We start from the raw sequence: 22,657 nt of genomic DNA on the forward strand, positions 1-22,657 counted from the left end.
GCGGAGCCCGTGAAGAAGGCGAAGTTAAGTGGTTCAATGGCTCAAAGGGCTTTGGCTTCATCATTCGCCCCAACGGCGATGAGATATTTGTTCACTTTCGGTCTATCCGCGGCGATGGCAACACCCGGCGCTCACTGCGCGACGGCCAGCGTGTTACCTACGAATTGGGCAATTCCGATAAAGGCCCGCAGGCCGAGGAAGTGGACGCGCTTGAATAAGTCTACGAACCTGGCTTAGTAATGCGGCGGCGGTGGCTCTGCGCCCACTGCCGGCTGCTGCTGAATCTCTCGATATTGCTGTCTTAGCACTCGGCTCTCAGTCTGCAACGTCTCGATGTCACGCTGCTGCTGTGCCAGGGCTTCATTCAACTGGCTGATCGTTTCCTCCTGAAACGCCAACTGGGTTTGCATATCGACGAGTTGCAGCGCCAGTTCTCGCAGTGCTTCTTTTTCGGACATCGTTTTTATACTCTTGCGCTATCGGCAGGTGTTTAGATGGCAAACCAGCTTAACATTCATGACTGGCACCAACAGCCAGACGAAATTATTATAAGCACAGCCGACCTCAGGGTACATCAATAGAGGCATTTGATATGGGCACGAAGAATCAATCTGGTAGCCGTGCGGTTTACTCAACAGACCGTGGCCGCCTGTGTCCGCAATGTCAGCGCGCCGTTGCTGACTGCGTGTGTGGCAAACAACGTCCCGCCAGCAGTAGTGACGGTATCGTTCGGTTGCGACGAGAAACCAAGGGGCGCGGTGGTAAAGCAGTCACCATCATCGACGGTGTGCCGCTGGCACCATTAGAGTTGAAACAACTTGCACGCGAACTCAAGCAGCGCTGCGGGGTCGGTGGCAGCGTAAAGTCTGACACCATAGAGATTCAGGGAGATCATCGCGATATCCTGAAGACCGAGCTGGAAAAGCGCGGTTTTAAGGTCAAACTGGCCGGCGGTTAAGCCAACGGTAAGCGCCTGTACCTGAACGGGTCAGGTACTGACTCAGTCTCGCGCCGCCGCTAACTCGGCGAGTCTCGCAGACAACGCCAGCGCCTGCGTGCCGTCCACCTGCAGGCTACGAAAGTCCTGTGGCAACCAGCGCAGATCCTCCGCCACATCGATATCCGGTAGCGCCTCTAGACTTGCGTGTGTGAGCCCATAACACCCTGCCGCACTTTGGCTCTGCTCGAGCACAACTGAAGTTCCCCAGCTAACACCCTGCAACCAGCCAGCGCAGGCACGGCGCATGCCCAATAGAACATAGCCGCCGTCAATGGCAGGCCCAAACACCACGTCCGTATTATCAAGTGCTGCTGCTGCCTGCTGGAGGTAGTCCTGCGTTATAGCCGGTGCATCACTGCCCACCAACACCACTTTCTCGTAGTCGAGCAACCCGTGAGCAAAAGCTGCCTCCATGCGCTCACCCAGATTACTACCCACCTGCTCACGGGTCTTCAGCACAGCGCCGGGATCAATCTGGCTCAACCAGCCGCCCGCGTCATCACCGGTCAACCACAACTGCACAGGTCCCAACCCACTGCTGCCCAAAGTGCCAAGTGTGCGCAGAACCATACTGCAATGCAGATCTGCGGCTAAATGCGCTCCCAACGCGGGAATCAGCCGTGTTTTGACCTGCCCGGCAATTGGCACTCGCGCAAACTGTATCAACAACAGTGACTGCCTAGCGGCCATAATATTGACGCGCTAAACGCGCAGGGTCGACTCCCAACCAGTAAGCCAGCCGCAAACGCCACATGGTCATAATGGTGCTCCATCGGCCATGCTGTAACCAGCGCCGCGGCGAGGTAATCACCGGCGTGGCAATAATGTGGGGGGCGCCCTGCTGCCGCAAACACTTACTGAATGCCACGTCTTCCATCAGCGCTATGGCAGGAAAGCCCTTAACCTGACGAAACAGTTGCGCTTCTACAAACAAAAGCTGGTCACCGGTAGCAACCCGCGTGATCCGCGAACGCTGATTCATACACCACGAAACCAGTCTCAGCAGTCGATCATTGGTATCCAAGCGTACGCGAAAAAAGCCCCACAGCGGCGCCGTCGCAAGCGCACTGTTCAGTTGTGATGCGGTACAGGTAAGTTGGGTGTCACTGTGCAAAAATGCCAGGTAGCGTCCTCGAGCCGCGCCGGCGCCGGCATTCATTTGCAGGGCACGCCCCGCCTTGGTCTGCAGTAAATGGTCACAGTGAGGCTTGGCCAGCTCGACGCTTGCGTCGGAGCTACCGCCGTCAACCACGACTATTTCAGCAGCAGGAAAGTCGCGCCTCAGTGATGCCAAGCTAACTGCCAGATGCGCTGACTCATTGAGAACAGGAATAACAAAGCTGAGCAGCGGCTCAGCCATCCAGCGCGCCACTGCAACTACTGCCCTGCCCGGCGGTACAGCCGTAGCAGTGTTCGGCGGTGTATATAGCTGCGCTATCAAGCGCATGGCCGTCCAAAAGATCAGCGATATGTACCCTACGATCACTCGTGAGCACTGGCATATCCAGCATTTGGTTGAAATCACAGTCGTAGACAAAACCCTGCCAATCAATGCTAATAAGCTCGCGGCACATGACTGAGTCCAGATTTTCCGTTGCAAAACTTTCCCGCAACATGCGCATATAGGGGTAGTACTGATCCTGAGACAACAATACCGCGCCAAAACGACTGATTGGCATATTGGTGATGGTAAACAATGAATTAAAGGAGATACCAAAGCGGGACTGCAGCTCACGCTTGTAATCCGACTGCAACTGTTCCTGCGGCGGTGGCAGGTTGGTGCCAACCGGGTTGTAAACCAGGTTCAACTGCAAATCTTCCTCTACGCCGTAGCCGAGCTGATTCAGTAACTGCAGCGCTTGAATACTGTCGGCGTAGACCCCCTGACCGCGTTGCTCGGCAACGTTTTCCTCTTCATAGCAAGGCAGCGAGGCGGTGATAACCACACCCTGGGCCGCCATAAATTCTGCCAGGTCTTCGTATCCAGGCTCTAACAGGATAGTGAGGTTACAGCGATCGATCACTTCTATGTCGCGCTGTCTGGCCTGCTCTACCAGCCACCGAAAGTGTGGGTTCATTTCTGGGGCCCCACCGGTCAGGTCCAGCGTTGCCGGCTGCAACCGGTCCATTAGCGCCACCACCTGCTGCGTGGTAGCCAACGACATTTCTTCGGTACGTGTTGGACCAGCATTAACATGGCAATGCACGCAGCTGAGATTGCAGCGATACCCCAGATTAATCTGCAGCGAACTGATGCGCTGGCGCGCGATAGCCGGGAAATCGCTGTTCAGTAGTAGAGGACGAGTCTCACGCATGGCTCAGTATTGCTCCTGCAACTCGCTGGCCTTAAACAACACGGTTGGCTTATCACGCAAGCCATCGTAAACCACCTGATAGGCGAGCACTGCCTGCACATAGTCACGTGTTTCTCGGAACGGTATCGATTCCACCCATTGCGCCACATCCATCGACTGCGCAGTATTGGCGCGCCAGCGCTTCACCCGATGTGGGCCAGCATTATAGGCGGCCAAGGTAAAGATTCGGTTCTCGTCGTAACGGTCCATCAGCTGGCGATAATAAGCTCCACCTAGTGAAATATTGGTTTCCACGTCATAGAGGTCCTCGCTGAGCGAGTTATCGCCAAGTCGCTTCGCCACGGATTCAGCAGTGCGCGGCATAAGCTGCATCAGTCCGCGGGCGCCGACGCGCGATCGAGCGTTCGGAAAAAATGCACTTTCCCTGCGCACAATCGACATCAACTCGGTATCGGTCACGTTATAGGTCTGCGCATAACGATCAAACAGCTGCGGATACGGTGTCGGAAAACGCAGCTCCAGCCTGTCGAAGGCCTTGGCCTTATTGGCAGCATCAATCGCAAAGCGGTGCCAGCCCTGATCGTTAGCATGTTGCGACAGACTTTCGCTACGCTCTGTCTTGGACCTGGCCAGCAGGTAACTCCATTCAGACTGTGCCAGCATTGGCTGCTGATGAAACATCAGCTCAGTAGCACGCTGCAATCCAGGCTCTTGCCGGGTGTCACTGGCGGCCAGCAATGGCGGTAAAGGCTTATGATTGAGTGAATAGTCTAACGCTACCTGCTCAGCGGCAAGAAAACCGTAATAATGTCGCTCCTGAGCCAGTTTCAGCCAGATCTCCTGAGCCGCGGCAGGCTCACCCGAATGCGCCAACACATTTGCGCGCCAGTAGCGCCATACCGAGGCCTCGCGAGCTGCTGGACTGAGGCCGTCCAACAGGGGGGCAAAGGCCACCCAATCATTGTCACGCAGCGTCCAACGCAGGCGTCGTTCCAATAGCTTGTCATCACCCGCACTCACAAGGTAGCTGTCTAGCCAGATAGTGTGGTCAGTAGCCTGTTTTCGCAAAATGGCGTCTGCAAGTGCCGCATTGGTGCGTGCCACGGCACTATCGGAATACGCGTAACGCTCCTGCAATTGTGGCCACAGTCGCATGGCATGATCAAGGTCAACCCGGGCTAGCCGGCGCAGGCCATGGCTGACAATGTCCATCGCATAAGCGCTGTCTGCCGGCAGCCTATCTGCCCGCGCTACGCGTCCGGGGTTGCGATAAACTTGCAACAACACCTCGTGCCACTGCTCTATTTCCTCACTGCCATAGCGCGCCACATAGCTCATTAGGCTACTACGACGATTATCAAACGCCTTGAGCATGCGCTGCCAGACAATATCATCTCCCAGCATATCGGCTTTGATCCAGGCTTTGAACAATGGGTCACAGGCATCAGGCCGCGAGGCTTGGTAGTTCCACAATTCCTCGGCACCCTTCCACGCTACCTCGGTATCGGCTTGCGACAATCGGGCGCTGTAGTAGTAGCACTGCAATTCGATATCGTTGGGACGCGCTGGAGAAACCGCCAAATAGTCCTGCCAACGCTGATCGCGCCCCGCCCGGCGTAAATATTTGTCCTTGAAACGCAACTGCAAAGGCGTCCCGGCACTGGCTTCAAGAAACTCCAGCGCTTGCGGCGACGGTACGTGCCGGATCCTCGACTCGAGGCGATAGAAATCAAGATATAGAGCTAGAGGGTAGTCCTGTAACTCATCGCGCCTTGCCGCGACGCTAGTCCAGTCGCTGACGGTAACGGCATCATGAGCCTGCTGATAGAGCTCGCGTTGCTGCTGGAGCTCAGTACCGGCAACTACCGGTAACATCCAGCACAAAGATAGAAGAGTAATTAGCTGACGTAGCATGGCAATCGTGTCGCAGAAGATGAGAGGTAGACTGCCTAATTCCCGTTTGGTTCACAAGCGATATTCACCTCCTGGCAACAATTCAGGATACATCGGACGCACCAACCGTCCCAGAGCGACTAACCTGGCTTGGCGACTTCCACGCTGGCAGGTGGCTTCGAGTAAGCCGGCTCGGTCGACGAAAGCGCAGCCAGTGCTGTGCGGCGATCCTCAGCGGTAAAGCTGCCAGTGGTCAGGCAAAACTCCACCATGTTGTCATTGGGGTCGCGGGTGTAGATGGAATGGCACCAGTTGTGATTCACCTCCAGCACGCGCAAGCCAGCATCCAGCCATTGCTGCTTGCGTCGCATCAAGTCGGCACGATCGATCACATCAAAGGAAATATGATTAATCACATCAGGAACCCCAGCTGCTCGCGACAGGTTAGTCTCAATCTCACCAACGCCCGGGACCTCATGTAGCTCCCAGAATGCGACAAATTTTGAATCGTCCTCCATCCGGTAAAAGAAGTGCTTGGCCCAGCCGCCCTCGTGAACGGGCTGCACCTCTACCTTCACTAGGTCGAAACCCATGACACCCTCGTAGAAGTCATGAATCGCCTGAATATCTGTACAGGCCAAAGCCAGATGGTGGTATCCCATAGCAGTTGCTCCTAATTAGCTGTCTTTATTGTCGTCGACCATATTCATGACATCGCTATCGCCGCCAGCCGGTGCCGCAATTTCAACAATGCGTTCATCTACATCATCGTATTCCAGGCGTAACGCCTTGCTCATAACCGCATGCATTTCATAAAGTGCGGTCACATACGTCAGCTCCAAAATTTCCTCGTCCGAGAGATGCTCTTTGAGCACTGCGAAGACCGCATCGCTAACGCGACCGCCTTCCAAAACCAGCGCGTCCGTATAGGCCAAAACCGCACGCTCTAACGCGGAAAAAAGATCGCTAACCTGCCAGTGTGCGATAGCCTGAATCTTGTCCTCCGCCAAACCGACTGAACGACAGGATTTACAATGCTGTGAATAAACGAACTGCGAACCACGGGTGTAGCCGGCACGGGTCTGACCCAGCTCACGTAGCTGCGGGTCAAGCTTGCGCGCAGGATCACGGTAGAACTGAAAACCCTTAATCGCGTGCTCCAAACAATCCGGTACCAGAGCAAATACGCTCCACCAGTTGCCTGGGGTTCCTGTCTCGGTTCCGGGCTCCTGCACCGGGTCGCGGTCACCAAACAGCATGTCGTACATCATGGTGGCTACCGGGCCAGCTTCTGACCGTGGCACCTGTCGCAAACGTGGCATAGCATGTCCTTATTTATTATTATTACTTTGCAAGATAACCCGACATGGCAGCGTATGCCAACCCTGCTGACCCTGCCACGCAAATCATGTAGACTTCCGCCCTTCGCCCTCGTAGCTCATCTGGATAGAGCACCGGCCTCCTAAGCTGGGGGTAGCAGGTTCGAGTCCTGCCGAGGGCGCCACTGCCTTTGCTGGCAGAATATGAGAATCGGCTCATTGCACAAAGCAAGCGAATCAAAAACCCGAGAGAGACCGAGCCGGACGCCAGACCATGGCTAACCAGCAGCCGCTAATACAGCCTTCACATCAACCTCATCAATCTGCTCCGGCAGCAGAAATTGCTCGGCATAGCGCAACGCAGTGCCGCTTTGCACGAACAGTCGAAACAGTTCGACATCTATATGGCTATCGGCCGCCATGCCGGCCATTATCTGCAGGGAATTTGCCAGTGTTTTCGGCTTCTTGTAGGGTCTGTCACGCGCCGTAAGTGCCTCAAAAATATCGGCAATTGCCATCATTCGGGCAGTCAGAGGCATATCATCTCGCAGCAATTTGCGCGGGTAGCCAGTACCATCCATCTTTTCGTGATGACCTCCGGCGATATCAGGCACATTCTGCAAATGTTCAGGAAAAGGCAACTGCGCCAGCATGATGATCGTCTGCACCATGTGATCGTTAATCTGGAAGCGTTCCTCTGGCGTTAACGTGCCGCGTTTCACACTAAGGTTATAAATCTCACCACGGTTATACCGATGCTCCGGAGCTTCAACTTTGAAACCCCAGGGATTGTCGGGTGCGTGTAGGTCGGAATCGGTACGCGCAAATATGTGCTGGGGTTTGTCCGCCAGCAGCGACTCCTGCACAGGTAACGATACAGGGTCTGAGCCTTCACGCCTCTGTCGCTCTTCCCAGGAAATCCCCAATTCGTCATCCAACGTTCGACGCCAGGTGCGCGCGGCTATTTTCTGCAAACGTTGCAGACTTTCATCATCCAGAAACTCCCCGCCAATGTTACATTGCGCAACGTGTTCAAACTCAGCATCCAGCTCCGCCCACTGCGCGTCCAGCGTGTGCTTCAACGCGGCTTCGTCCTGGCCGGACACGCGACCCTGCCAATAGTCAATTTCCGCATCGCGTTTGAGCACCTCAAAACGCGTGCGTATTTCATGGATACGATCATATATCGTCTCCAGCTTGGTGGCCTTATCAACCACGTACTCCGGGGTGGTGACCTTACCGCAATCGTGCATCCAGCCTGCAATCCGCAATTCCTCCCACTGCTCACTGCTCAGCGCGAAATCTCCAAAGATCGGGTCATCTGCTGCACAGGCAGCCTCTGCCAACATAAAGGTTAGCTCTGGCACACGCTGGCAGTGCCCTCCTGTGTAAGGGGACTTGGCATCAATGGCGTCTGCAATGACACGGATAAATGAATCAAGCAGGTCTTTCTGCGACTGCAACAGCTGGCGGCTTTCGATAGTCACCGAGGCAAAGCCAGACAATGCCTGTAGAAAACTAAACTTATCAGGTGCGTGCTGATCAACTACTTCTGCGGCCTGATCTACACGGTTCACCACACACAACAGTCCCGTGGTATCACCGCGACGCCCCCTTAAGGGCAGCGTCAGTATATCAATCTGCTCGGCACCCAAGGTTTCACAAAGCGCTCCTAGCCCAGGAGTATCGGGCTGCACCAGCAAGCTCTGATTACTGTCGCTACGCCAGGCCTGCACCAGCAAGTTCTCGGCATCCAGGGTTAATCGAGACGCCATAATCGCGCCCCGCGCTAGCGGATCGTCGATACCCGACAGCCCGGAAATCTCAAGCGCCGTGCGATCCTTGTCGAGCAACAACAGTGCCACCGCATCGGACTGGCTAACACTGTGAATTTCGTCACTCACTTTTTGCAACAGCCGCTCAAAATCCTGCTCCGCGGCCATAGATTGTATCAACCCCAGGAAGCGACTGATGGTGACCTGCATCTGATTCATGGTCTGAATCAGCTGATGGACCTCGCGGATATTGGAATCACTCTGATGCGGCGTATCGAAATCAAACCGGGTAATCCGCTCGGCGTAGGTGGCGAGATCGACAAGTGGACGCGCAACCGAACGAGCGACGCTCCAACCAATCACCAACGCAATCACAATCATTAGCGCTGTCACCACAACATCTCGCTGACGCAATGCCAATGCCAGCGATAGCAACTCAGAAGCGGGCGCGGCTACAACCAGCGTCGGTTCCAGACCGTCGTGCAAACCCACCTTGACCAGCGATCCATACCAATCCTGCCCTTCGTGCTCAAAGCTGTACCAACTCTGACCGGGCGTAAACTGGCTGGCAATTACCTGAAAAGGCGCATCGCGCAACTGCCCGATATCAGGCATCTCTGCATTATCATCACCGACCACAGCCTGCAGCCGGCGGTAACCTGAATAGGCAATAACTCGGCCGTCTTCAAGATACAAGGCGCTACTTGCACTGGGCGTCAGCGGATTGCTCGCCAAAGTGTCTGAGAGTTGAAACAGCGGCACATCCGCAGCCACTACGGCCGCACCGTCGGGAGAACTGCGCGACAGCGTGAAGCCCTGCGTTTGCAAAAAATAGAACCAGTAGGGATCCGTATGCGCATTCTTACCGGGGTCGGCACGGGCTGCCAAATACCAGGGCCTGGAGCTGGCCAGATAAGGGTCGGGCTGAGCCGGCTCCCGTTTAAGGACGGCCAGAGTGTGGTCAAGAAACAGGCGTTCGCGCAGCAGAGTTCCACTGCTGCCCCTACTGATACTGTCCACCACATAACTGGCGGAATCTGGTGCAGCAAAAAATCCGCGCTGCTCGCGCAGGCGCGCATCTTCTTCACCGGGAATACCGACCAGTCGAATCACAAAATAGTCGTCGTCCGCATAGCCTACCTGCAGCGCCGAGATGCCCCGCTGGGCTAGCAGAATCTCTGCTAGCTGTCCGGCATATTGCAGACGCTCCTGCAGGGTTTGCGCTGCGGTTAGCGGCGAATAAGAGAGCGCAGTCAGACTCGAATCTACAGCTCCATAACGACTGCGATAATCCAGCCTTAATGCTTCTCCGGCTGCGTCAAAATCACCTACAGCCTTATCAAGTAGTAAAGCACTAACGGTTTGCTGATTGCTCCAGGTTACGGCGACACCCACAACTACAATCAGCGCCACGATCACCAACGAAAGCTGCACCCGCAGCGGATAGTAACGTCGCATACTCAAAACTCCTGACCGCAAAGTCCTGATTGAGAATCAGGGAGCACCGTCAAACTGGCCTACAATTTCTGCAACCCTTCCCTGCAGCTCCAGCAATACCGCCAGTACCTCATGACCGTCAAGGAAATTGGTATTGGCAAAGACAATGCCAAATCGCGCACTGCTGTTTGTGCCATAACGTAGCCCTGCCCCGCCCAGACTTTGCGGATTAATACTCTGCGAACCGCGGGTATTGATCTCTCCCATGGTCATCAGGGTATTCCCAGAGGCATCAGTGACTTCCAGATTAAGGACCGCGAACACATCGACCCTGGGTCGCAACGGACGCTGACGATCCAGCCCCAGTAAATGCTCAAGCACATAAAGACGTGAATCCAACTCGTTCAGGTAAGGCCGTAGTGTCCTAATATGCGCCACAAAAGACGGTGAGGCACCCTTTAGCGCTATACCAATCTGCTTCTCAAACTTTAACTCATCAGGACAAATCGGAAAATGGGCGCTCTGATCCGGGTCCACATGATTACTCACGATCGCTGCCACCGCCAGACAATCCAGACTGGTACGCAGGTTGGCCAATGCATCACCCACCAAACCCGGCACTTCTGGCGGTAGCGGCCGGTCGAAATATGCGAGCACAGTGAGCCCTGGCACACCCTCCTCTTGCACCGTTTCGATCCGGTGCTCGTTATAACGGATGTAGGTGTCCAGTAGAGTTTGCAAGGCCTTAAGGTGATGATCGGCCCTTTCCAGTTTCAGTCTGGCGGCCGACAAATCCAGTCGCATTGGCGCTGCTCCCGCAGTTCATCTGAGTATCCGTTCAGATTAACATTCTGATGGTGTTTAAGCAGAAAAAGCGGCCCAAACTGCGAACTGCGTCAGCATCCGGGGCTACAAATAGTGCTTTGCGGCTTTGTCGACCTCCACCATCATCGGAGAAGCTAAAAATAATTATTCGGGCTGGCGGTGAACAGTCTCCTTTTATACTATGCACGCACCTAAAAATAATCGATAAGGTTCTAGTATGGCAAGGTTTGACAACCATAGCGTGGTCGTCACTGGCGCCGCCAGCGGCATTGGCGAGGCAACCGCACGCGGTATCGTGGCAGAAGGCGGCAATGTCGTTATCGCAGACTTGCAGGAAGAGCGTGGTCGGGCGCTAGCAGCCGAACTGGGCGTAGCAGCGATTTTCCACAAGACCAACGTTTGCGAAGAAGCCGATATTGAGGCCGCTGTAGCGCTTGCACAAAAGCAGTTCGGCCAATTGACCGGTATGGTCAACAATGCCGGCATTGTCGGCGCCATAGGTTCCATTATGGAAACGTCGGCAGAGGCTTACGACCACACCATGGCCATATTGGCGCGAGGTGTATTTTTGGGCATCAAACACGCTGCACGCGCTATGGCACCACATCGCCGTGGCTCCATAGTATCGCTGGCAAGCACCGCCGGTATCGTTGGCGGCCTTGGCCCTCACGTATATACCATGGCAAAGCATGGCGTAGTGGGTCTCACCAAGTCAGCAGGCAGCGAGTTGGCGGCTTATGGTATTCGCGTCAACGCGGTAGCGCCAGGCAATACGGTTACCGACATGACCAGTGCAGTCGTCACCGACGACCCCCATGACCATGCCACTACGACTAAACGCATTGCTGAAACCTCACCACTGGGCATAGCCGGCATGCCTGAAGATATAGCTAACGGCATCATGTTTCTGCTCAGCGATGAAGCGCGCTATACCACTGGCCATACGCTGGTAATGGACGCCGGGCAAACTAGCGGCGGACCACCTGCAGCTTTTTTCTCGGTAGACGCAGAAGTCGTCTTACACGCCGGCCAGCGCACCAAAACGCCTTAGCGGCATGTGCCAGGGGCGCGCTTACTTTGGTGCGCGTCGCCCTGCGCGATCGTAAACCGCGTCGTCTCCACGGCTACCCCTTAGCCCATCGGGGGCCTGCTCAAAGTAACTATCACTGCTGGGTGCAGTGGTACTCCAGTCATTGCGTTCGCTGCGATAAACCATCTTCCAAACGCCCTCACGGCATTCATAACGATCGATATAGCGGCCCGCGATAATCATGTCCTGAAACCCATCCTCAAGTGGCATCTTATGGTAAGCGCTGAAGTACACTTCACCAAAAGCTTCATCACCCTCGACTTCTATGAGAATCTGTCCGAGCATATGGTGGTTGGCCGCATGCTCACTTAGCGCAGTTAATGCGAATTCTATAAATGGACCCGGTGGACCATTGTAGAACCCATATTCACAGTAGGCATCTTCGAAAAATACCGACGCCAACAGGTCACCGTCTAAACGGTCCAAGCCGCGACTGTAGAGTGCAGACAATTCGCTGCAGGCCTGTTTGGCCACTAACTCGCGCATCTGTGCTTCTATCGCCATAACTAATTATCCGCCAATTCCAAGAAAGTCATAAAGTGGGTCTTCCATGCCGTTACTGCCCTTATGCAAGTCTACAAAACTCTCGGACTCTCTTGCGTCGCTCAGTTTACGCTCCCGCGACCAGTCCATCACTACCAGACGATGCTGCAGTTTCCACTGGTCACCGTGACGCACCAAGGTATCCAAATAACGTCCGCTAAAAATCATTTCACGTTTGGCACCAATCATCAGATGGCTAGCCGTAACATAGCTCTCCGTCCGCGCCTGGTGCATGAAAAAGTGCACAAGGGTATTGGTAACCGCATGATGCGTTAATTCGTAAGCTGCTGTTAAAGCCGGCACCACCGCTTCAGCAAACACGTGGGCTGAGCCCTTGAAGCTGCCGTAATCGACCTCCGCGTCTGGCCAGTAACATGCTCGAATGCAGGCCACATCCCCACGATCAAGACCGCGGCTGTGGTTATGCAGCACATCCTGAATTGCTATTCGATCAGCGATTTCTTCCAGCGCTGAAATCTTACCAATATCTATAGCCATACCCGAGTCTCCGCTGACAGTTTTTTTGTCCTTAGCATAAATGCTATAAACGCTTATAATTGCTAATAATAACAAAAATGAGTCACAGGTCTTCTGCTGTACTCCTCAATTTTTGACATAGGCGCCGATGAAGCCAAAAAGGAATCCATAGTGACAGCCACTTCAGACACCCAGCCCGGCTCAGCCCGCGCTCCAGGACCCAGCGTAGCAGATACTCTACGCAGCGACTCTATAGCTCCACCACCGCCCCTACTCGAGCAAAGCTACCAATTCCTGGGCGACGCTGAGATACCTTTCAGTCGCTATACCGACACTACATTTTTCCAAAGCGAGATGGAAAAGCTATGGCCAAAGTCGTGGCAGTGGGCTTGCAGGGAAGAACACATACCTGACGTTGGTGACCATTACGTCTACGACATTGGCAAATGGTCCGTCATCGTCGTGCGCGCGGAAGACAATGTCATTCGCGCTTTTCTCAATGTCTGCTCGCATCGCGGCACCCGCATCCTGTCGACAGAGGGTGCCGGCTACAGCCAGTCATTGACGTGTCCTTTTCACGGTTGGTCCTGGGACCTTAACGGTCAACTGACTCAGCTGCCCGGCCGCTGGGACTTCCCTCACGTCTCTGATGCGAGCCATGGTTTAGATGAGGTCAGCTGCGAGCGCTGGGGCGGTTTTGTGTTCATTAATATCGACCCCCAAGCTGCTACGTTAGACAACTACCTTGATTGCCTGCCAGATCACTTTAAGCACTTTCCACTGGAACAGCGCAGAATAAAGTTACATGTAGAAAAGGTCTTGCCCTGCAACTGGAAAGCGGCCCAGGAAGCTTTCATGGAAGCCTATCACAACGTCGAAACACACAACGCTCCTAACGGCGCCAATGCCCAGTACGATATCTTTGGTAAGTATGTCAGCCGTTTCATTCATACCATAGGCAGCTACAGCCCTGAGTCATTGGCCGACTACGCCGGTGACCGCTGGCGCAGCCCGCCACTGACAGAGACCGAGCAACTGCAAGCGCTAGGTGTGACCGACGCTGCCGCTGCTGAGCAGGCAGAGCAACATACGGCGCGTGCGGTCGCTGCCGCAATCTATCGAGAGCAAATGTCGGCTGATATGGGTGTCGACCTGTCTGCCTGCAGTGACAGTCTGATGCTGGACTCCATTGAGTACCACCTGTTCCCGAATATGTTCTTCTTCCCCGGCATCAGCATACCTATGTGCTATCGCTTCCGCCCCAATGGCATGGACACAGACACCTGCATTTTTGACTTGATGCTGCTGGAGCCAATAGCAGAGGGGGCTGAGCACCAGGAACCACCAGAGCCCATTAAGCTGAGCATTGACCAATCCTATACCGAAGCGGAAGGACTGAGTTGGCTGGCACCGGTATACGATGAAGACACCGGGAACCTGCAAATGCAGCAACAGGGATTCAAGACCAGTACCCGCGGCGGGGTAACTCTGGGTAATTACCAGGAGTCGAGAATCCGCCGTGTGCATATGACTCTGGATGAATTTCTCGACGCGCCAGTGACGGAGGCATAGCAGCTAAATGAGCGATAGCAACTATACAGTCGTCGCACGAACCGAAGCTCTGCCTGCAAAATCAAGTTTGCGGGTAGAGCTCAAGGGCCACGATATCCTGCTCTGCCACATAGAGGCGGGCATATTCGCAGTGACAAATCTCTGTTCTCATGCGGAGGCGCAGCTGCATGAGGGCAAGCTCAAGGGTCATAAGATTCTATGCCCCCTGCACGGTGCCGCCTTTGACGTGCGCGACGGGACCGCCCTGACTCGTCCCGCCACCAAACCCCTGTGCAGCTATCGTGTAAAAGTCCTGGGTGACGATATTCTGATAGAGCTGCCAGAGACTAACTGAGCGCCTCTCTGCGGTGTGGCCGGCGCTTGCAATGGCAACCCAGTAAGGTAACATCCGCGCCCTTCGCACTCGCTGACAGTGCATGTCTTCGTCAGCAACCAACCCAGAGAGCCTGATGACGACATTTAATGACCTCGGCCTGGCCGAGAACCTGCTGCGTGCGGTTACAGCGCAGGGCTACACGACCCCTTCACCGATACAAGCCAAAGCCATCCCGCTAATATTGGCCGGCCGCGATGTCATGGCAGCGGCCCAGACCGGCACCGGAAAAACCGCCGGCTTCACGCTGCCTTTGCTACAGCGCCTGGACAATGGAAAACCCGCTAACCCCAATAGATGTCGCGCCTTGGTCTTGACGCCCACCCGCGAATTGGCAGCGCAGGTCGAGCAGAGCGTCGTGACATACGGGCAATTCACCAACACCAGCTCAACGGTTGTTTTTGGCGGCGTAAAAATGAACCCACAGCTGACGAAGCTGCGCGGTGGCGTGGATGTATTGGTGGCAACCCCGGGGCGCTTGTTGGATCTGCACGGTCAAAAGGCAATCCGCTTTGACGACGTAGAGGTACTGATTCTGGACGAAGCAGACCGAATGCTCGACATGGGCTTCATCCATGACATCCGCAAGATTATCAATCTGGTGCCCAAGCAGCGGCAGACCTTGATGTTCTCCGCCACCTTCTCCAAAGAAATTCGGCAGATGGCAGGGCAATTCCTCAAAGACCCCAAACAGGTTGAAGTTAACCCTGCCAATGCCACCGCCGAACTGGTAAAACAATGGGTTCACCCGGTCGACAAAAAACGTAAGGCCGAATTACTCTGCCACCTTATAAACAGTAAGGCCTGGAACCAGGTACTGATATTTTCGCGCACCAAGCATGGCGCAGACAAACTCAGTAAACAGCTGGAAAAAAATGGCATCAGCGCGGCCCCCATTCATGGCGACAAAAGTCAGAACGCCCGCACCCGGGCACTGGAGAGCTTCAAGAAAGGCAGAATACAGGCGCTGGTGGCTACAGATGTCGCCGCCCGCGGCCTCGACATTGAGCAGCTACCGCAGGTGGTTAACTTTGATCTGCCCAATATAGCCGAAGATTACGTGCATCGTATCGGTCGCACCGGCCGCGCGGGCTCAGCCGGACACGCCTATTCCCTGGTGAGCGCCGATGAGGCCGATTATCTGGCTGGTATCGAAAAGTTGATAAGACGTAAAATTGATCGTATCGACATCGAGGGTTTCGAACCCGACCACGACGTGCCTGAAGGGCGGGCCGGGCGGGTTGCCGCGAGTAACTCACGACGCGAGTCGGGACGCAGTGCCCATAATCGCGGCAATAACGGCGGTAAAACCAACAATAGCAATACCACCAATAGCGGGCGCCGCCGAGGTCGTAGTGGCGGTAATCGGCAGGGTAATGGCCGGGGGAACAAATGAGCCTGACGCCGATATATGAAATAAAGTGTTACTTATCAATCAGATAGGCAGTAATTCAACAGTTACACGGTGACGGCATATAAACGCCTGCCGGCAGCATACGGCTCAAAAGTAGAAAAATTACCAGAATTTATTGTTGTGAAAAATTTTACTGCCTGCAAAACGCGAGCTAAACTAATTAAGCCTGAGATTCAGCGCAATTTATGCTCGACACTACGTAGCTACTTTCGTGTACATCGTTTCGTTAACCATAAGTAAAAACTGATTCCCGGCGTCGCGACCGATAAAGGCGCAACACGTATCAATTAAGGAATAGTTATATGAGCACAACAACTGGCACAGTAAAGTGGTTTAACGAAACTAAAGGCTTTGGCTTCATCGAGCAGGAAAGCGGACCCGATGTCTTTGTCCACTTCTCTGCCATCTCCGGCGACGGCTTCAAGACGCTGGCCGAAGGCCAAAAAGTGCAGTTTACTGTCACGCAAGGTCAAAAAGGCCCACAAGCTGAGAACGTCCAGGCGGTCTGATAACAGCTAATCGATATAGGAGCGCATAGCGCTCCTTTTTTTTTGAGTCCATTTTATTACAGGGCATCCCTGCTGGCGCCTGATTGTATGCCCGCACGCCCGAGACCGCGGAGTTTGTTTCTGTGAAATTCGTTCTTTCCACCTCTTTTAGCAGCGTATCCCATCTGACTTCCCTGGCACCAGTGGCAGATAAGCATGGCTGGCACTCCATGTCATTCTCGGACCACGTGGTACACCCTGCCACCATTCGCACCCCCTACCCTTACACCGATGACGGCAGCCGCCGCTGGGAAGCGTTTACCGATTGGCCCGATCCCTGGGTAATGATGGGTGCACTGTCCACCATCACTGAAAAACTGCGCTTTACCAACAATATTTTTGTGCTGCCCATGCGCAACCCCTACCTGACCGCAAAGGCCATCAGCACAGCAGCCATCGTTTCCAACAACCGCATTACACCTGCCATTGGTGTCGGTTGGTCGCGCGAGGAGTTTGAGCTGATGGGACAGGATTTCAGTAATCGAGGCAAGCGCACCGATGAAATACTGGAAATTATGCGACTGCTATGGAGCGGCAAAATGGTGGAGTACCAGGGCCAGTATTATCAATTCGATAGCATGGAAATGAACCCCGCCCCCAGCGCTTATATCCCTATCTGGATTGGCGGCATTTCAGATCCCGCCATGAAACGTGCCGCGCGCATCGGTGATGGTTGGGTAACGGATCTGCAAACCAGCGACGAAATCATTGAATGCGTCGGTCGCATTCAAACCTGGCGCAGAGAATATGGCCGCGAACAAGAGCCGTTTGAGATTATGGCAACACCATCGGACGCCTTTGACGTCGACGGTTATCGCCGATTGGAAGACGCCGGTGTTACCCATATCCTGACCATGCCCTGGCCGTTCTACCACGGCGACACCGATGATCTGGAAAAGAAAATCGATGGGGTCAAACGCTACTCCGACGACATCATCAGCCACTTTAGCTAAACCCGGACCTGAGCCCAAAGCAGACTAGATTTCAGGCGCGAGAAACTCCGGGTTCCGTGCGGCATGAACGTCGTCCAGTCGCTTATGGGCGGTTTTGATCCAGGGGTCATCCGCAGGCGGCAACAGGTAAAACTGCCGCTCTAATACTCCCTGCAACACCCGCTCTGCCAGCACCCGCGGCGGCTTCGACTGGCTGGTAGCATCGCTAATGGCCGCATGCGCAAACTCATGCATTGCGGTCTGGTTTTCCTCAGCCAAGGTGGCCGGTCTGTTACGACGCGCCCGTGCGATCTCGGTATCAGCCAGTTCGGGGCACAAGCAAGACACGCCAATCTGCGGCGCCGACAGCGCAAGATCGTGATACAGGCACTCACTCAACGCCAGTGCGGCATGCTTGGTCATGTGGTAAATACCGGCGATGGGCAAAGTGCACAGCCCCGCCATAGAGGCCGTATTCACAATATGGCAGTCCTGTCCGTGCTCGATCATCGCAGGCACAAAATGCCGAATGCCGTGAATAATGCCCCATTGATTAACCCGCATCACCCACTCAAAGTCGGCTTCGGTTTGCTCCCAAAGCAGGCCACCGGTGTAAACACCGGCGTTATTGCACAGCAAGTGCACATTGCCATAGGTCTCAGCCGCAGCGCTCGCGAGCGCTGCCACCGAGGCGTCGTCACCGACATCGGTCACAACGCCCAATACCGCTGCGCCCTGTGAGCGAAGTTCTGTGACGCGCTTTTCCAGAGCGTCTGTTTCAATATCCGCCAGTACCAGCTGCATGCCCTGCTCTGCAAAAACCTGCGCTAACGCGAAGCCTATGCCGCTGGCCGCACCGGTAATAACTGCGGTCTTACCTGTTAAATCCTGCATTCCTGAAATCCCGGATTATGCGAACTGGTAGAAACAGGCTTTGTTCCCGTCAGGATCCTTGAAATACGCACCGTAAAACATATCCGGAATACGCTGCCCAGGCTCGCCGTCACTGGTGGCACCGAGCTCAAGCGCACGGGCGTAAAGCTTTTCGACCATTTCTTTTGAGCCGGGATCAATAGCGACCATGGCACCATTACCGGGGTGTGGCGCGTTCTCGTCATAGGGAGTACAAACCGCCAACATCGCCTTTTCGCTGCCGTTACCAATAAAGGCAATCCTGCCAGCGTCCATTACCACTGAGGCACCAAGCTCTTCAAGCAAGTCGCACCAGAATGCCTTGGACTTCTCTATATCGTTAGTACCTATTGTTACGTACCCAATCATGTCTATTCCTCTTTAACGTTAATGGCAGCTGAATTCAGCGCGATAGTATAGCCGAGTGCGGCGCACCGAAGTCAACGGTGGCGGCACTCATGAACTCAGCTAGGTTCAAATAGTCAGGTTGAGAATCAAGAGGGTATAACCGCTGAAGATCGGAGACCAAATTACAAACCGTGAAGGGACGGCAATCACCAGTGCCATGAGCGCCACTCCCAGTGCGGGAAAGACCAATGCCGGCACCAAATCCACGCCAAACATGACGTAATTCACATAGGGGCCAATCAGGAAGTAGGCCAGCATGGAAACCGCCGAAAGGCGCCCCAGTCGCTGATTATGCGAGAGCATATCCAGATCACTTTCCGAAGGATCTGGTAACGCCAACTCGGCGGAACCGTAAACAAATATTGAGCCCACCACCAGCGTCAGAAAATCAGAGAAGCCCCAGTTGGGCAAATCGCGCAATCGCCACCCTACCCACCAAAGCTGCAGGATGTAGGCCATAACCGTTAGTCCCCATAGAGCCGAGGCCCAGTGAAAAGACACCCGGCTATGGGCACGCACCAGCAAGCTAGCTGAGTGCAACACCCGGGTTAGCGCCAGACCAAGGATGATGGATACGGCAACAAAGATATACTCGTGCTGAGTCAAACGCTGAGTTCCTCTTACAAACGGCTTATTGTTTTAGACAACATAGTAGCGCGGAGCTGCGCGGATTACACCGCGACCGCAGACCGGGTCAGTTACCATGCTTTGGTTGCATTACCTCGGTTACACTACCTGATTATAGAACTACAGCAAGAGGTAAGTAAGATGCGTTTGAATACTCCAAGAATTCCAGCATTAACGCCCGCCGAGTGGAGCCCCAAGGCCACTGAGATCATGAGCCCATTCGTCGCCGATGGCCGTGACTACAATGTGTTTCGCACCCTGATGAACCACCCGGATCTCGCCAAACGATGGTTGGTATTCGCCAATCACGTGCTGGCGCGAAGCACCCTGCCAGAGATTGATCGTGAACTATTGATACTGCGCATCGGGCATCTATGCAGGGCCGACTATGAATGGAACAAACATGCCGAAATATCGCGTTATCTGGGCATGAGTGAAGCGTTGATCAGTAGCTCAAAATCAGGCCCGGACACCCCTAAACTGCAGCCATTTTATCGTCTGCTGCTAACCGCCACTGATGAGCTGCATACCGACGCCCATATCACTGACGACACCTGGAAGGCGCTAAGCGAACATTACAGCGTGGAGCAGATGATGGATCTGGTCTTTACCGTGGGCCAGTACAATATGGTTTCCATGGCGCTAAACAGCTTCGGCGTTCAGCAAGACAGCCCTCGCACCTGACGGTAATGTTCAGGGTGATTTCTGCAGGCGGTAACAGGCTACGGCTGTATCATGACACAGCCAATCCTGGTCCGTGGCACTATAGCTGGCCGCTATTTTCTTAAATGCATTCCATAGTGACGCGTAGCTACAGTTGCGTTTATCCACCGGAAAATTGCTCTCGAACATGCAGCGCTCGGGCCCGAAGCAGCTAATGGCATACCGGTAGTAATGCCCGGTAGCCGCCACAATCTCATCCGCATTCAGCGGTTGCTTCAGGCCGCGCACGCCATTCACCGCCATTAATAAACCACCCAGCTTGGCATAGACATTGGGACAGGCCGCCAGGGCCGCAACCTCGACCTGCCATTGTCTGAAAATTGCATCCTGTTTGCCCGCATACGGACCAATACCCAGCGGCCCGCCAAAATGATTGAGCACGATAGTAGTGTTCGGAAATGCTCGCGCCAGCTCAGTCAGTTCGCGCAACTGAGGGTGATACAACCAGGCGTCAAAGCTCAGACCACGCGGCGCCAACTCGACAAAAGCTGCCTGAAACTCATCGCGCAACAGCAAATGTTGTGGCGGATTGCTGTGAGAGGTGCGAATCTCAGGGGCAGCATCATAGGAAGCACAATGACGAATGCCGCGAAATCGTGGACTCAGCGACTTATGTTGGTCCAGCACTGCACCCACCTGCTCACCCAACAACATATCGGCAAAACCAACAATACCGGCGCACCCGCGCATGGATCCGTAACTTCCGCTGCTGCACATCGCGGCAACGCCATTCACAAACTCAGTTTCACCCAACGGTTGCAGAGCGGTTGGACCTGAGCTGCGGTACATGGCTCCGCATTCTACAAAAACAGTGCTCACGACATTATGGCCGCAGCCAGTATCGGCCAGTAACTCAGGCAGCATATACGGCGCGGTGGCATGATCCCACAAGTGGTGATGGGGGTCACACAGCGGCCTCTCGGGGTCGATAATGACTTCCTCTGTGACCATTGCGCTGCCGCTCAATCTACTAGCGCCTGATAGGTCAACACTTTGAACTCACGTGCCAGTCGGGTCTGGTGCGGCAGGCTCTGCACCATAAATATCCCAATCAACTGCTCCTGTGGGTCAATCCAAAATCGGGTTCCGGCAGCACCGCCCCAGCTAAACTCACCGACACTGCCAGTTTGACTCATGGCGCCCAAGTCGAGCGCCACGGCAAAACCCAGACCAAAACCCATACCGCCACCCATAGCGGAGGGCATGGCTACCTCTCGCAGATGATTCGTGGTCATTAGCTCTACAGTCTTGGGCGATAACAAACGCACGCCATTTAACTCCCCGCCGTTGAGCAGCATCATGCTGAAGCGCATATAGTCGTCTGCAGTTGAGATCAAACCAGCGCCGCCACTTTCGAAGGTAGCACCTACCTTGTAATTGACATCCGTGCGCGGGTCCGCAGGCACCAGCCCGGAACCGCCGACTACGGGACCGGCTGCGCCCCATGCACCGCCTTCGGGTGCATACAGTGTGGCTACTCGAGGCCACTTTTCAACAGGCACTACAAACGAGGTATCAGCCATAGCCAAGGGGGTAAAAATACGCTGTTGCAGAAATTCGCCAAAGCGCATCCCAGACAGTGCTTCAATCAGGCGCCCCTGCACATCTACTGCTATGCTGTAATGCCAGCGCCTGCCTGGCTCGTATTGCAACGGCAGTTTACCCAGTCGCTGCACAAACTCTTCGATAGTCGGCGCTTCAAACAGCTCCGCCTCGCGGTACAACTTGTCCACTTCAGACTCACCGAAAATACCGTAGGTCAGTCCTGCGGTGTGACGCAGTAGATCGCGTATTGTCGGCTGACGCAGCGGTGCCCGAGTTTGCCCCACCCGCGAATTATCGCCAGCGCTGCCTTGCTGGATCTCGGTACCGTCAGAAACATAGCCGCCGTCAGCATCAGCGCTGGAGAGAGCCAACTGCAGATCAGCCAGCTCGGGCAAATATCGGGCCACCGGGTCATCGAGGAAAAACTTGCCCTCTTCGTACAGCATCATCAAGGCTACTGCCGTCACCGGCTTAGTCATCGAGTAAATACGATGCATGGTGTCCTTGCGCATCGGGCTATTATCCTCGCGGTCACTCAGCCCGTATACCTCGTTGTAAATAATCTTGCCGTTGCGCGCAATCATACCCTGCCCGCCTACCATGACACCGTCGGCGACCGCCTGCTGCATATGCTTATTAATGCGCTGCAGGCGCTCTGCGGAGACGCCTTCGTGCGCAGCTTTGCCGGTTTTCAGGTCGCTGGCAGTGGCCCAGCTGGCCAGCAACAACAGACATACAGTGCGCACCAGCGCCGGGGCGACAGATTTGAGTGATTGCATTACTACTCCCCGGAACCATGCTGCGGCACGAACCGCTGAAAAGGCACTTGTTATGACGCCATTAACTATGGCACTTTAGTCGCCAACAATAATAGTAACGTAATTCACTCAGCGTGCGAACGTTCACGGGCAGCGCCCTGTAAAGGAGAA

Annotated in this window: 24 protein-coding genes, 1 tRNA gene and 1 pseudogene; 10 read left to right on the plus strand and 16 right to left on the minus strand. The window is 54.7% G+C overall.

Annotated elements, in window-relative coordinates; translation table 11 throughout:
- Positions 1–17 precede the first annotated feature (17 nt).
- A pseudogene (locus EYC98_RS13770) lies at positions 18–218 on the plus strand (cold-shock protein); the annotation flags it as partial.
- Positions 219–233: 15 nt separating this feature from the next.
- Here EYC98_RS13770 and EYC98_RS13775 read toward each other — a convergent pair.
- The gene (locus tag EYC98_RS13775) at positions 234–458 is read right to left on the minus strand and encodes a SlyX family protein (protein WP_279245917.1); all 225 of its coding nucleotides are present in this window, start codon (positions 456–458) and stop codon (positions 234–236) included.
- 134 nt (positions 459–592) lie between these two features.
- On the opposite strand from EYC98_RS13775, the gene EYC98_RS13780 reads away from it, so the two are divergent.
- Complete coding sequence (locus tag EYC98_RS13780) at positions 593–958, plus strand: translation initiation factor Sui1 (protein WP_279245918.1); 366 nt, start codon at positions 593–595, stop codon at positions 956–958.
- 42 nt (positions 959–1,000) lie between these two features.
- On the opposite strand, the gene EYC98_RS13785 is transcribed toward EYC98_RS13780, so the two are convergent.
- From EYC98_RS13785 to EYC98_RS13810, 6 genes are all read right to left on the minus strand, one after another.
- On the minus strand, positions 1,001–1,669 hold the full coding sequence (locus EYC98_RS13785; RefSeq protein WP_279245919.1) for a TIGR04282 family arsenosugar biosynthesis glycosyltransferase: 669 nt from the start codon (positions 1,667–1,669) through the stop codon (positions 1,001–1,003).
- 10 nt (positions 1,670–1,679) lie between these two features.
- Positions 1,680–2,360, minus strand: a complete 681-nt coding sequence (locus EYC98_RS13790; RefSeq protein ID WP_279245920.1) for a TIGR04283 family arsenosugar biosynthesis glycosyltransferase — start codon at positions 2,358–2,360, stop codon at positions 1,680–1,682.
- Positions 2,353–3,315 carry an arsenosugar biosynthesis radical SAM (seleno)protein ArsS gene (arsS, locus tag EYC98_RS13795; RefSeq protein ID WP_279245921.1) on the minus strand — a complete coding sequence of 321 codons (963 nt, stop codon included), beginning with the start codon at positions 3,313–3,315 and terminating at the stop codon, positions 2,353–2,355. Before arsS ends, EYC98_RS13790 begins: the two co-directional genes overlap by 8 nt.
- A gap of 3 nt (positions 3,316–3,318) precedes the next feature.
- Positions 3,319–5,229: a transglycosylase SLT domain-containing protein gene (locus EYC98_RS13800; protein WP_279245922.1), complete on the minus strand. Its 1,911-nt coding sequence runs from the start codon at positions 5,227–5,229 to the stop codon at positions 3,319–3,321.
- A gap of 119 nt (positions 5,230–5,348) precedes the next feature.
- Positions 5,349–5,870, minus strand: a complete 522-nt coding sequence (locus tag EYC98_RS13805; RefSeq protein WP_279245923.1) for a VOC family protein — start codon at positions 5,868–5,870, stop codon at positions 5,349–5,351.
- A gap of 15 nt (positions 5,871–5,885) precedes the next feature.
- Positions 5,886–6,530, minus strand: a complete 645-nt coding sequence (locus tag EYC98_RS13810) for a carboxymuconolactone decarboxylase family protein (protein WP_279245924.1) — start codon at positions 6,528–6,530, stop codon at positions 5,886–5,888.
- Positions 6,531–6,635: 105 nt separating this feature from the next.
- Between EYC98_RS13810 and EYC98_RS13815 the strand changes: the two genes are divergently transcribed.
- Positions 6,636–6,712: transfer RNA gene (locus tag EYC98_RS13815), tRNA-Arg, on the plus strand.
- Between the two features lie 93 nt (positions 6,713–6,805).
- On the opposite strand, the gene EYC98_RS13820 is transcribed toward EYC98_RS13815, so the two are convergent.
- Positions 6,806–9,760 (minus strand): HD domain-containing phosphohydrolase, encoded by a 2,955-nt coding sequence (locus tag EYC98_RS13820; RefSeq protein WP_279245925.1) that lies wholly within the window; start codon positions 9,758–9,760, stop codon positions 6,806–6,808.
- Between the two features lie 36 nt (positions 9,761–9,796).
- The gene (locus EYC98_RS13825) at positions 9,797–10,543 is read right to left on the minus strand and encodes a hypothetical protein (protein WP_279245926.1); all 747 of its coding nucleotides are present in this window, start codon (positions 10,541–10,543) and stop codon (positions 9,797–9,799) included.
- 238 nt (positions 10,544–10,781) lie between these two features.
- Here EYC98_RS13825 and EYC98_RS13830 point away from each other — a divergent pair, with 238 nt between their 5' ends.
- Positions 10,782–11,615, plus strand: coding sequence for an SDR family oxidoreductase (locus EYC98_RS13830; RefSeq protein WP_279245927.1), 834 nt, complete (start codon positions 10,782–10,784; stop codon positions 11,613–11,615).
- A gap of 21 nt (positions 11,616–11,636) precedes the next feature.
- On the opposite strand, the gene EYC98_RS13835 is transcribed toward EYC98_RS13830, so the two are convergent.
- Together EYC98_RS13835 and EYC98_RS13840 are read right to left on the minus strand one after the other, a co-directional pair.
- Positions 11,637–12,158 carry a nuclear transport factor 2 family protein gene (locus EYC98_RS13835; RefSeq protein WP_279245928.1) on the minus strand — a complete coding sequence of 174 codons (522 nt, stop codon included), beginning with the start codon at positions 12,156–12,158 and terminating at the stop codon, positions 11,637–11,639.
- A 6-nt stretch (positions 12,159–12,164) separates the two neighbouring features.
- Positions 12,165–12,695 (minus strand): nuclear transport factor 2 family protein, encoded by a 531-nt coding sequence (locus EYC98_RS13840; protein WP_279245929.1) that lies wholly within the window; start codon positions 12,693–12,695, stop codon positions 12,165–12,167.
- Between the two features lie 150 nt (positions 12,696–12,845).
- On the opposite strand from EYC98_RS13840, the gene EYC98_RS13845 reads away from it, so the two are divergent.
- From EYC98_RS13845 to EYC98_RS13865, 5 genes are all read left to right on the plus strand, one after another.
- Positions 12,846–14,246: an aromatic ring-hydroxylating oxygenase subunit alpha gene (locus EYC98_RS13845; RefSeq protein ID WP_279245930.1), complete on the plus strand. Its 1,401-nt coding sequence runs from the start codon at positions 12,846–12,848 to the stop codon at positions 14,244–14,246.
- Positions 14,247–14,253: 7 nt separating this feature from the next.
- Positions 14,254–14,580 carry a Rieske (2Fe-2S) protein gene (locus EYC98_RS13850; RefSeq protein ID WP_279245931.1) on the plus strand — a complete coding sequence of 109 codons (327 nt, stop codon included), beginning with the start codon at positions 14,254–14,256 and terminating at the stop codon, positions 14,578–14,580.
- Positions 14,581–14,695: 115 nt separating this feature from the next.
- The gene (locus EYC98_RS13855) at positions 14,696–16,015 is read left to right on the plus strand and encodes a DEAD/DEAH box helicase (protein ID WP_279245932.1); all 1,320 of its coding nucleotides are present in this window, start codon (positions 14,696–14,698) and stop codon (positions 16,013–16,015) included.
- A 320-nt stretch (positions 16,016–16,335) separates the two neighbouring features.
- Complete coding sequence (gene cspE, locus EYC98_RS13860; RefSeq protein WP_279245933.1) at positions 16,336–16,542, plus strand: transcription antiterminator/RNA stability regulator CspE; 207 nt, start codon at positions 16,336–16,338, stop codon at positions 16,540–16,542.
- 122 nt (positions 16,543–16,664) lie between these two features.
- Positions 16,665–17,534 (plus strand): LLM class F420-dependent oxidoreductase, encoded by an 870-nt coding sequence (locus tag EYC98_RS13865; RefSeq protein ID WP_279245934.1) that lies wholly within the window; start codon positions 16,665–16,667, stop codon positions 17,532–17,534.
- A 24-nt stretch (positions 17,535–17,558) separates the two neighbouring features.
- Here the strand turns inward: EYC98_RS13865 and EYC98_RS13870 are convergent, their stop codons facing one another.
- The 3 genes from EYC98_RS13870 to EYC98_RS13880 form a co-directional block, all read right to left on the minus strand.
- Complete coding sequence (locus EYC98_RS13870) at positions 17,559–18,407, minus strand: SDR family NAD(P)-dependent oxidoreductase (RefSeq protein WP_279245935.1); 849 nt, start codon at positions 18,405–18,407, stop codon at positions 17,559–17,561.
- Positions 18,408–18,422: 15 nt separating this feature from the next.
- Positions 18,423–18,794 carry a VOC family protein gene (locus EYC98_RS13875; RefSeq protein WP_279245936.1) on the minus strand — a complete coding sequence of 124 codons (372 nt, stop codon included), beginning with the start codon at positions 18,792–18,794 and terminating at the stop codon, positions 18,423–18,425.
- A gap of 105 nt (positions 18,795–18,899) precedes the next feature.
- Positions 18,900–19,439 carry a hypothetical protein gene (locus EYC98_RS13880; protein WP_279245937.1) on the minus strand — a complete coding sequence of 180 codons (540 nt, stop codon included), beginning with the start codon at positions 19,437–19,439 and terminating at the stop codon, positions 18,900–18,902.
- A 162-nt stretch (positions 19,440–19,601) separates the two neighbouring features.
- On the opposite strand from EYC98_RS13880, the gene EYC98_RS13885 reads away from it, so the two are divergent.
- On the plus strand, positions 19,602–20,144 hold the full coding sequence (locus EYC98_RS13885) for a carboxymuconolactone decarboxylase family protein (RefSeq protein ID WP_279245938.1): 543 nt from the start codon (positions 19,602–19,604) through the stop codon (positions 20,142–20,144).
- A gap of 9 nt (positions 20,145–20,153) precedes the next feature.
- Here the strand turns inward: EYC98_RS13885 and EYC98_RS13890 are convergent, their stop codons facing one another.
- Both EYC98_RS13890 and EYC98_RS13895 read right to left on the minus strand, forming a co-directional pair.
- On the minus strand, positions 20,154–21,149 hold the full coding sequence (locus EYC98_RS13890; protein WP_279245939.1) for an amidohydrolase family protein: 996 nt from the start codon (positions 21,147–21,149) through the stop codon (positions 20,154–20,156).
- On the minus strand, positions 21,146–22,507 hold the full coding sequence (locus EYC98_RS13895) for a serine hydrolase domain-containing protein (RefSeq protein WP_279245940.1): 1,362 nt from the start codon (positions 22,505–22,507) through the stop codon (positions 21,146–21,148). Before EYC98_RS13895 ends, EYC98_RS13890 begins: the two co-directional genes overlap by 4 nt.
- Between the last annotated feature and the right edge of the window lie 150 nt (positions 22,508–22,657).

The organism is Candidatus Litorirhabdus singularis, assembly GCF_026262625.1.
GTDB lineage: Bacteria > Pseudomonadota > Gammaproteobacteria > Pseudomonadales > Halieaceae > Litorirhabdus > Litorirhabdus singularis.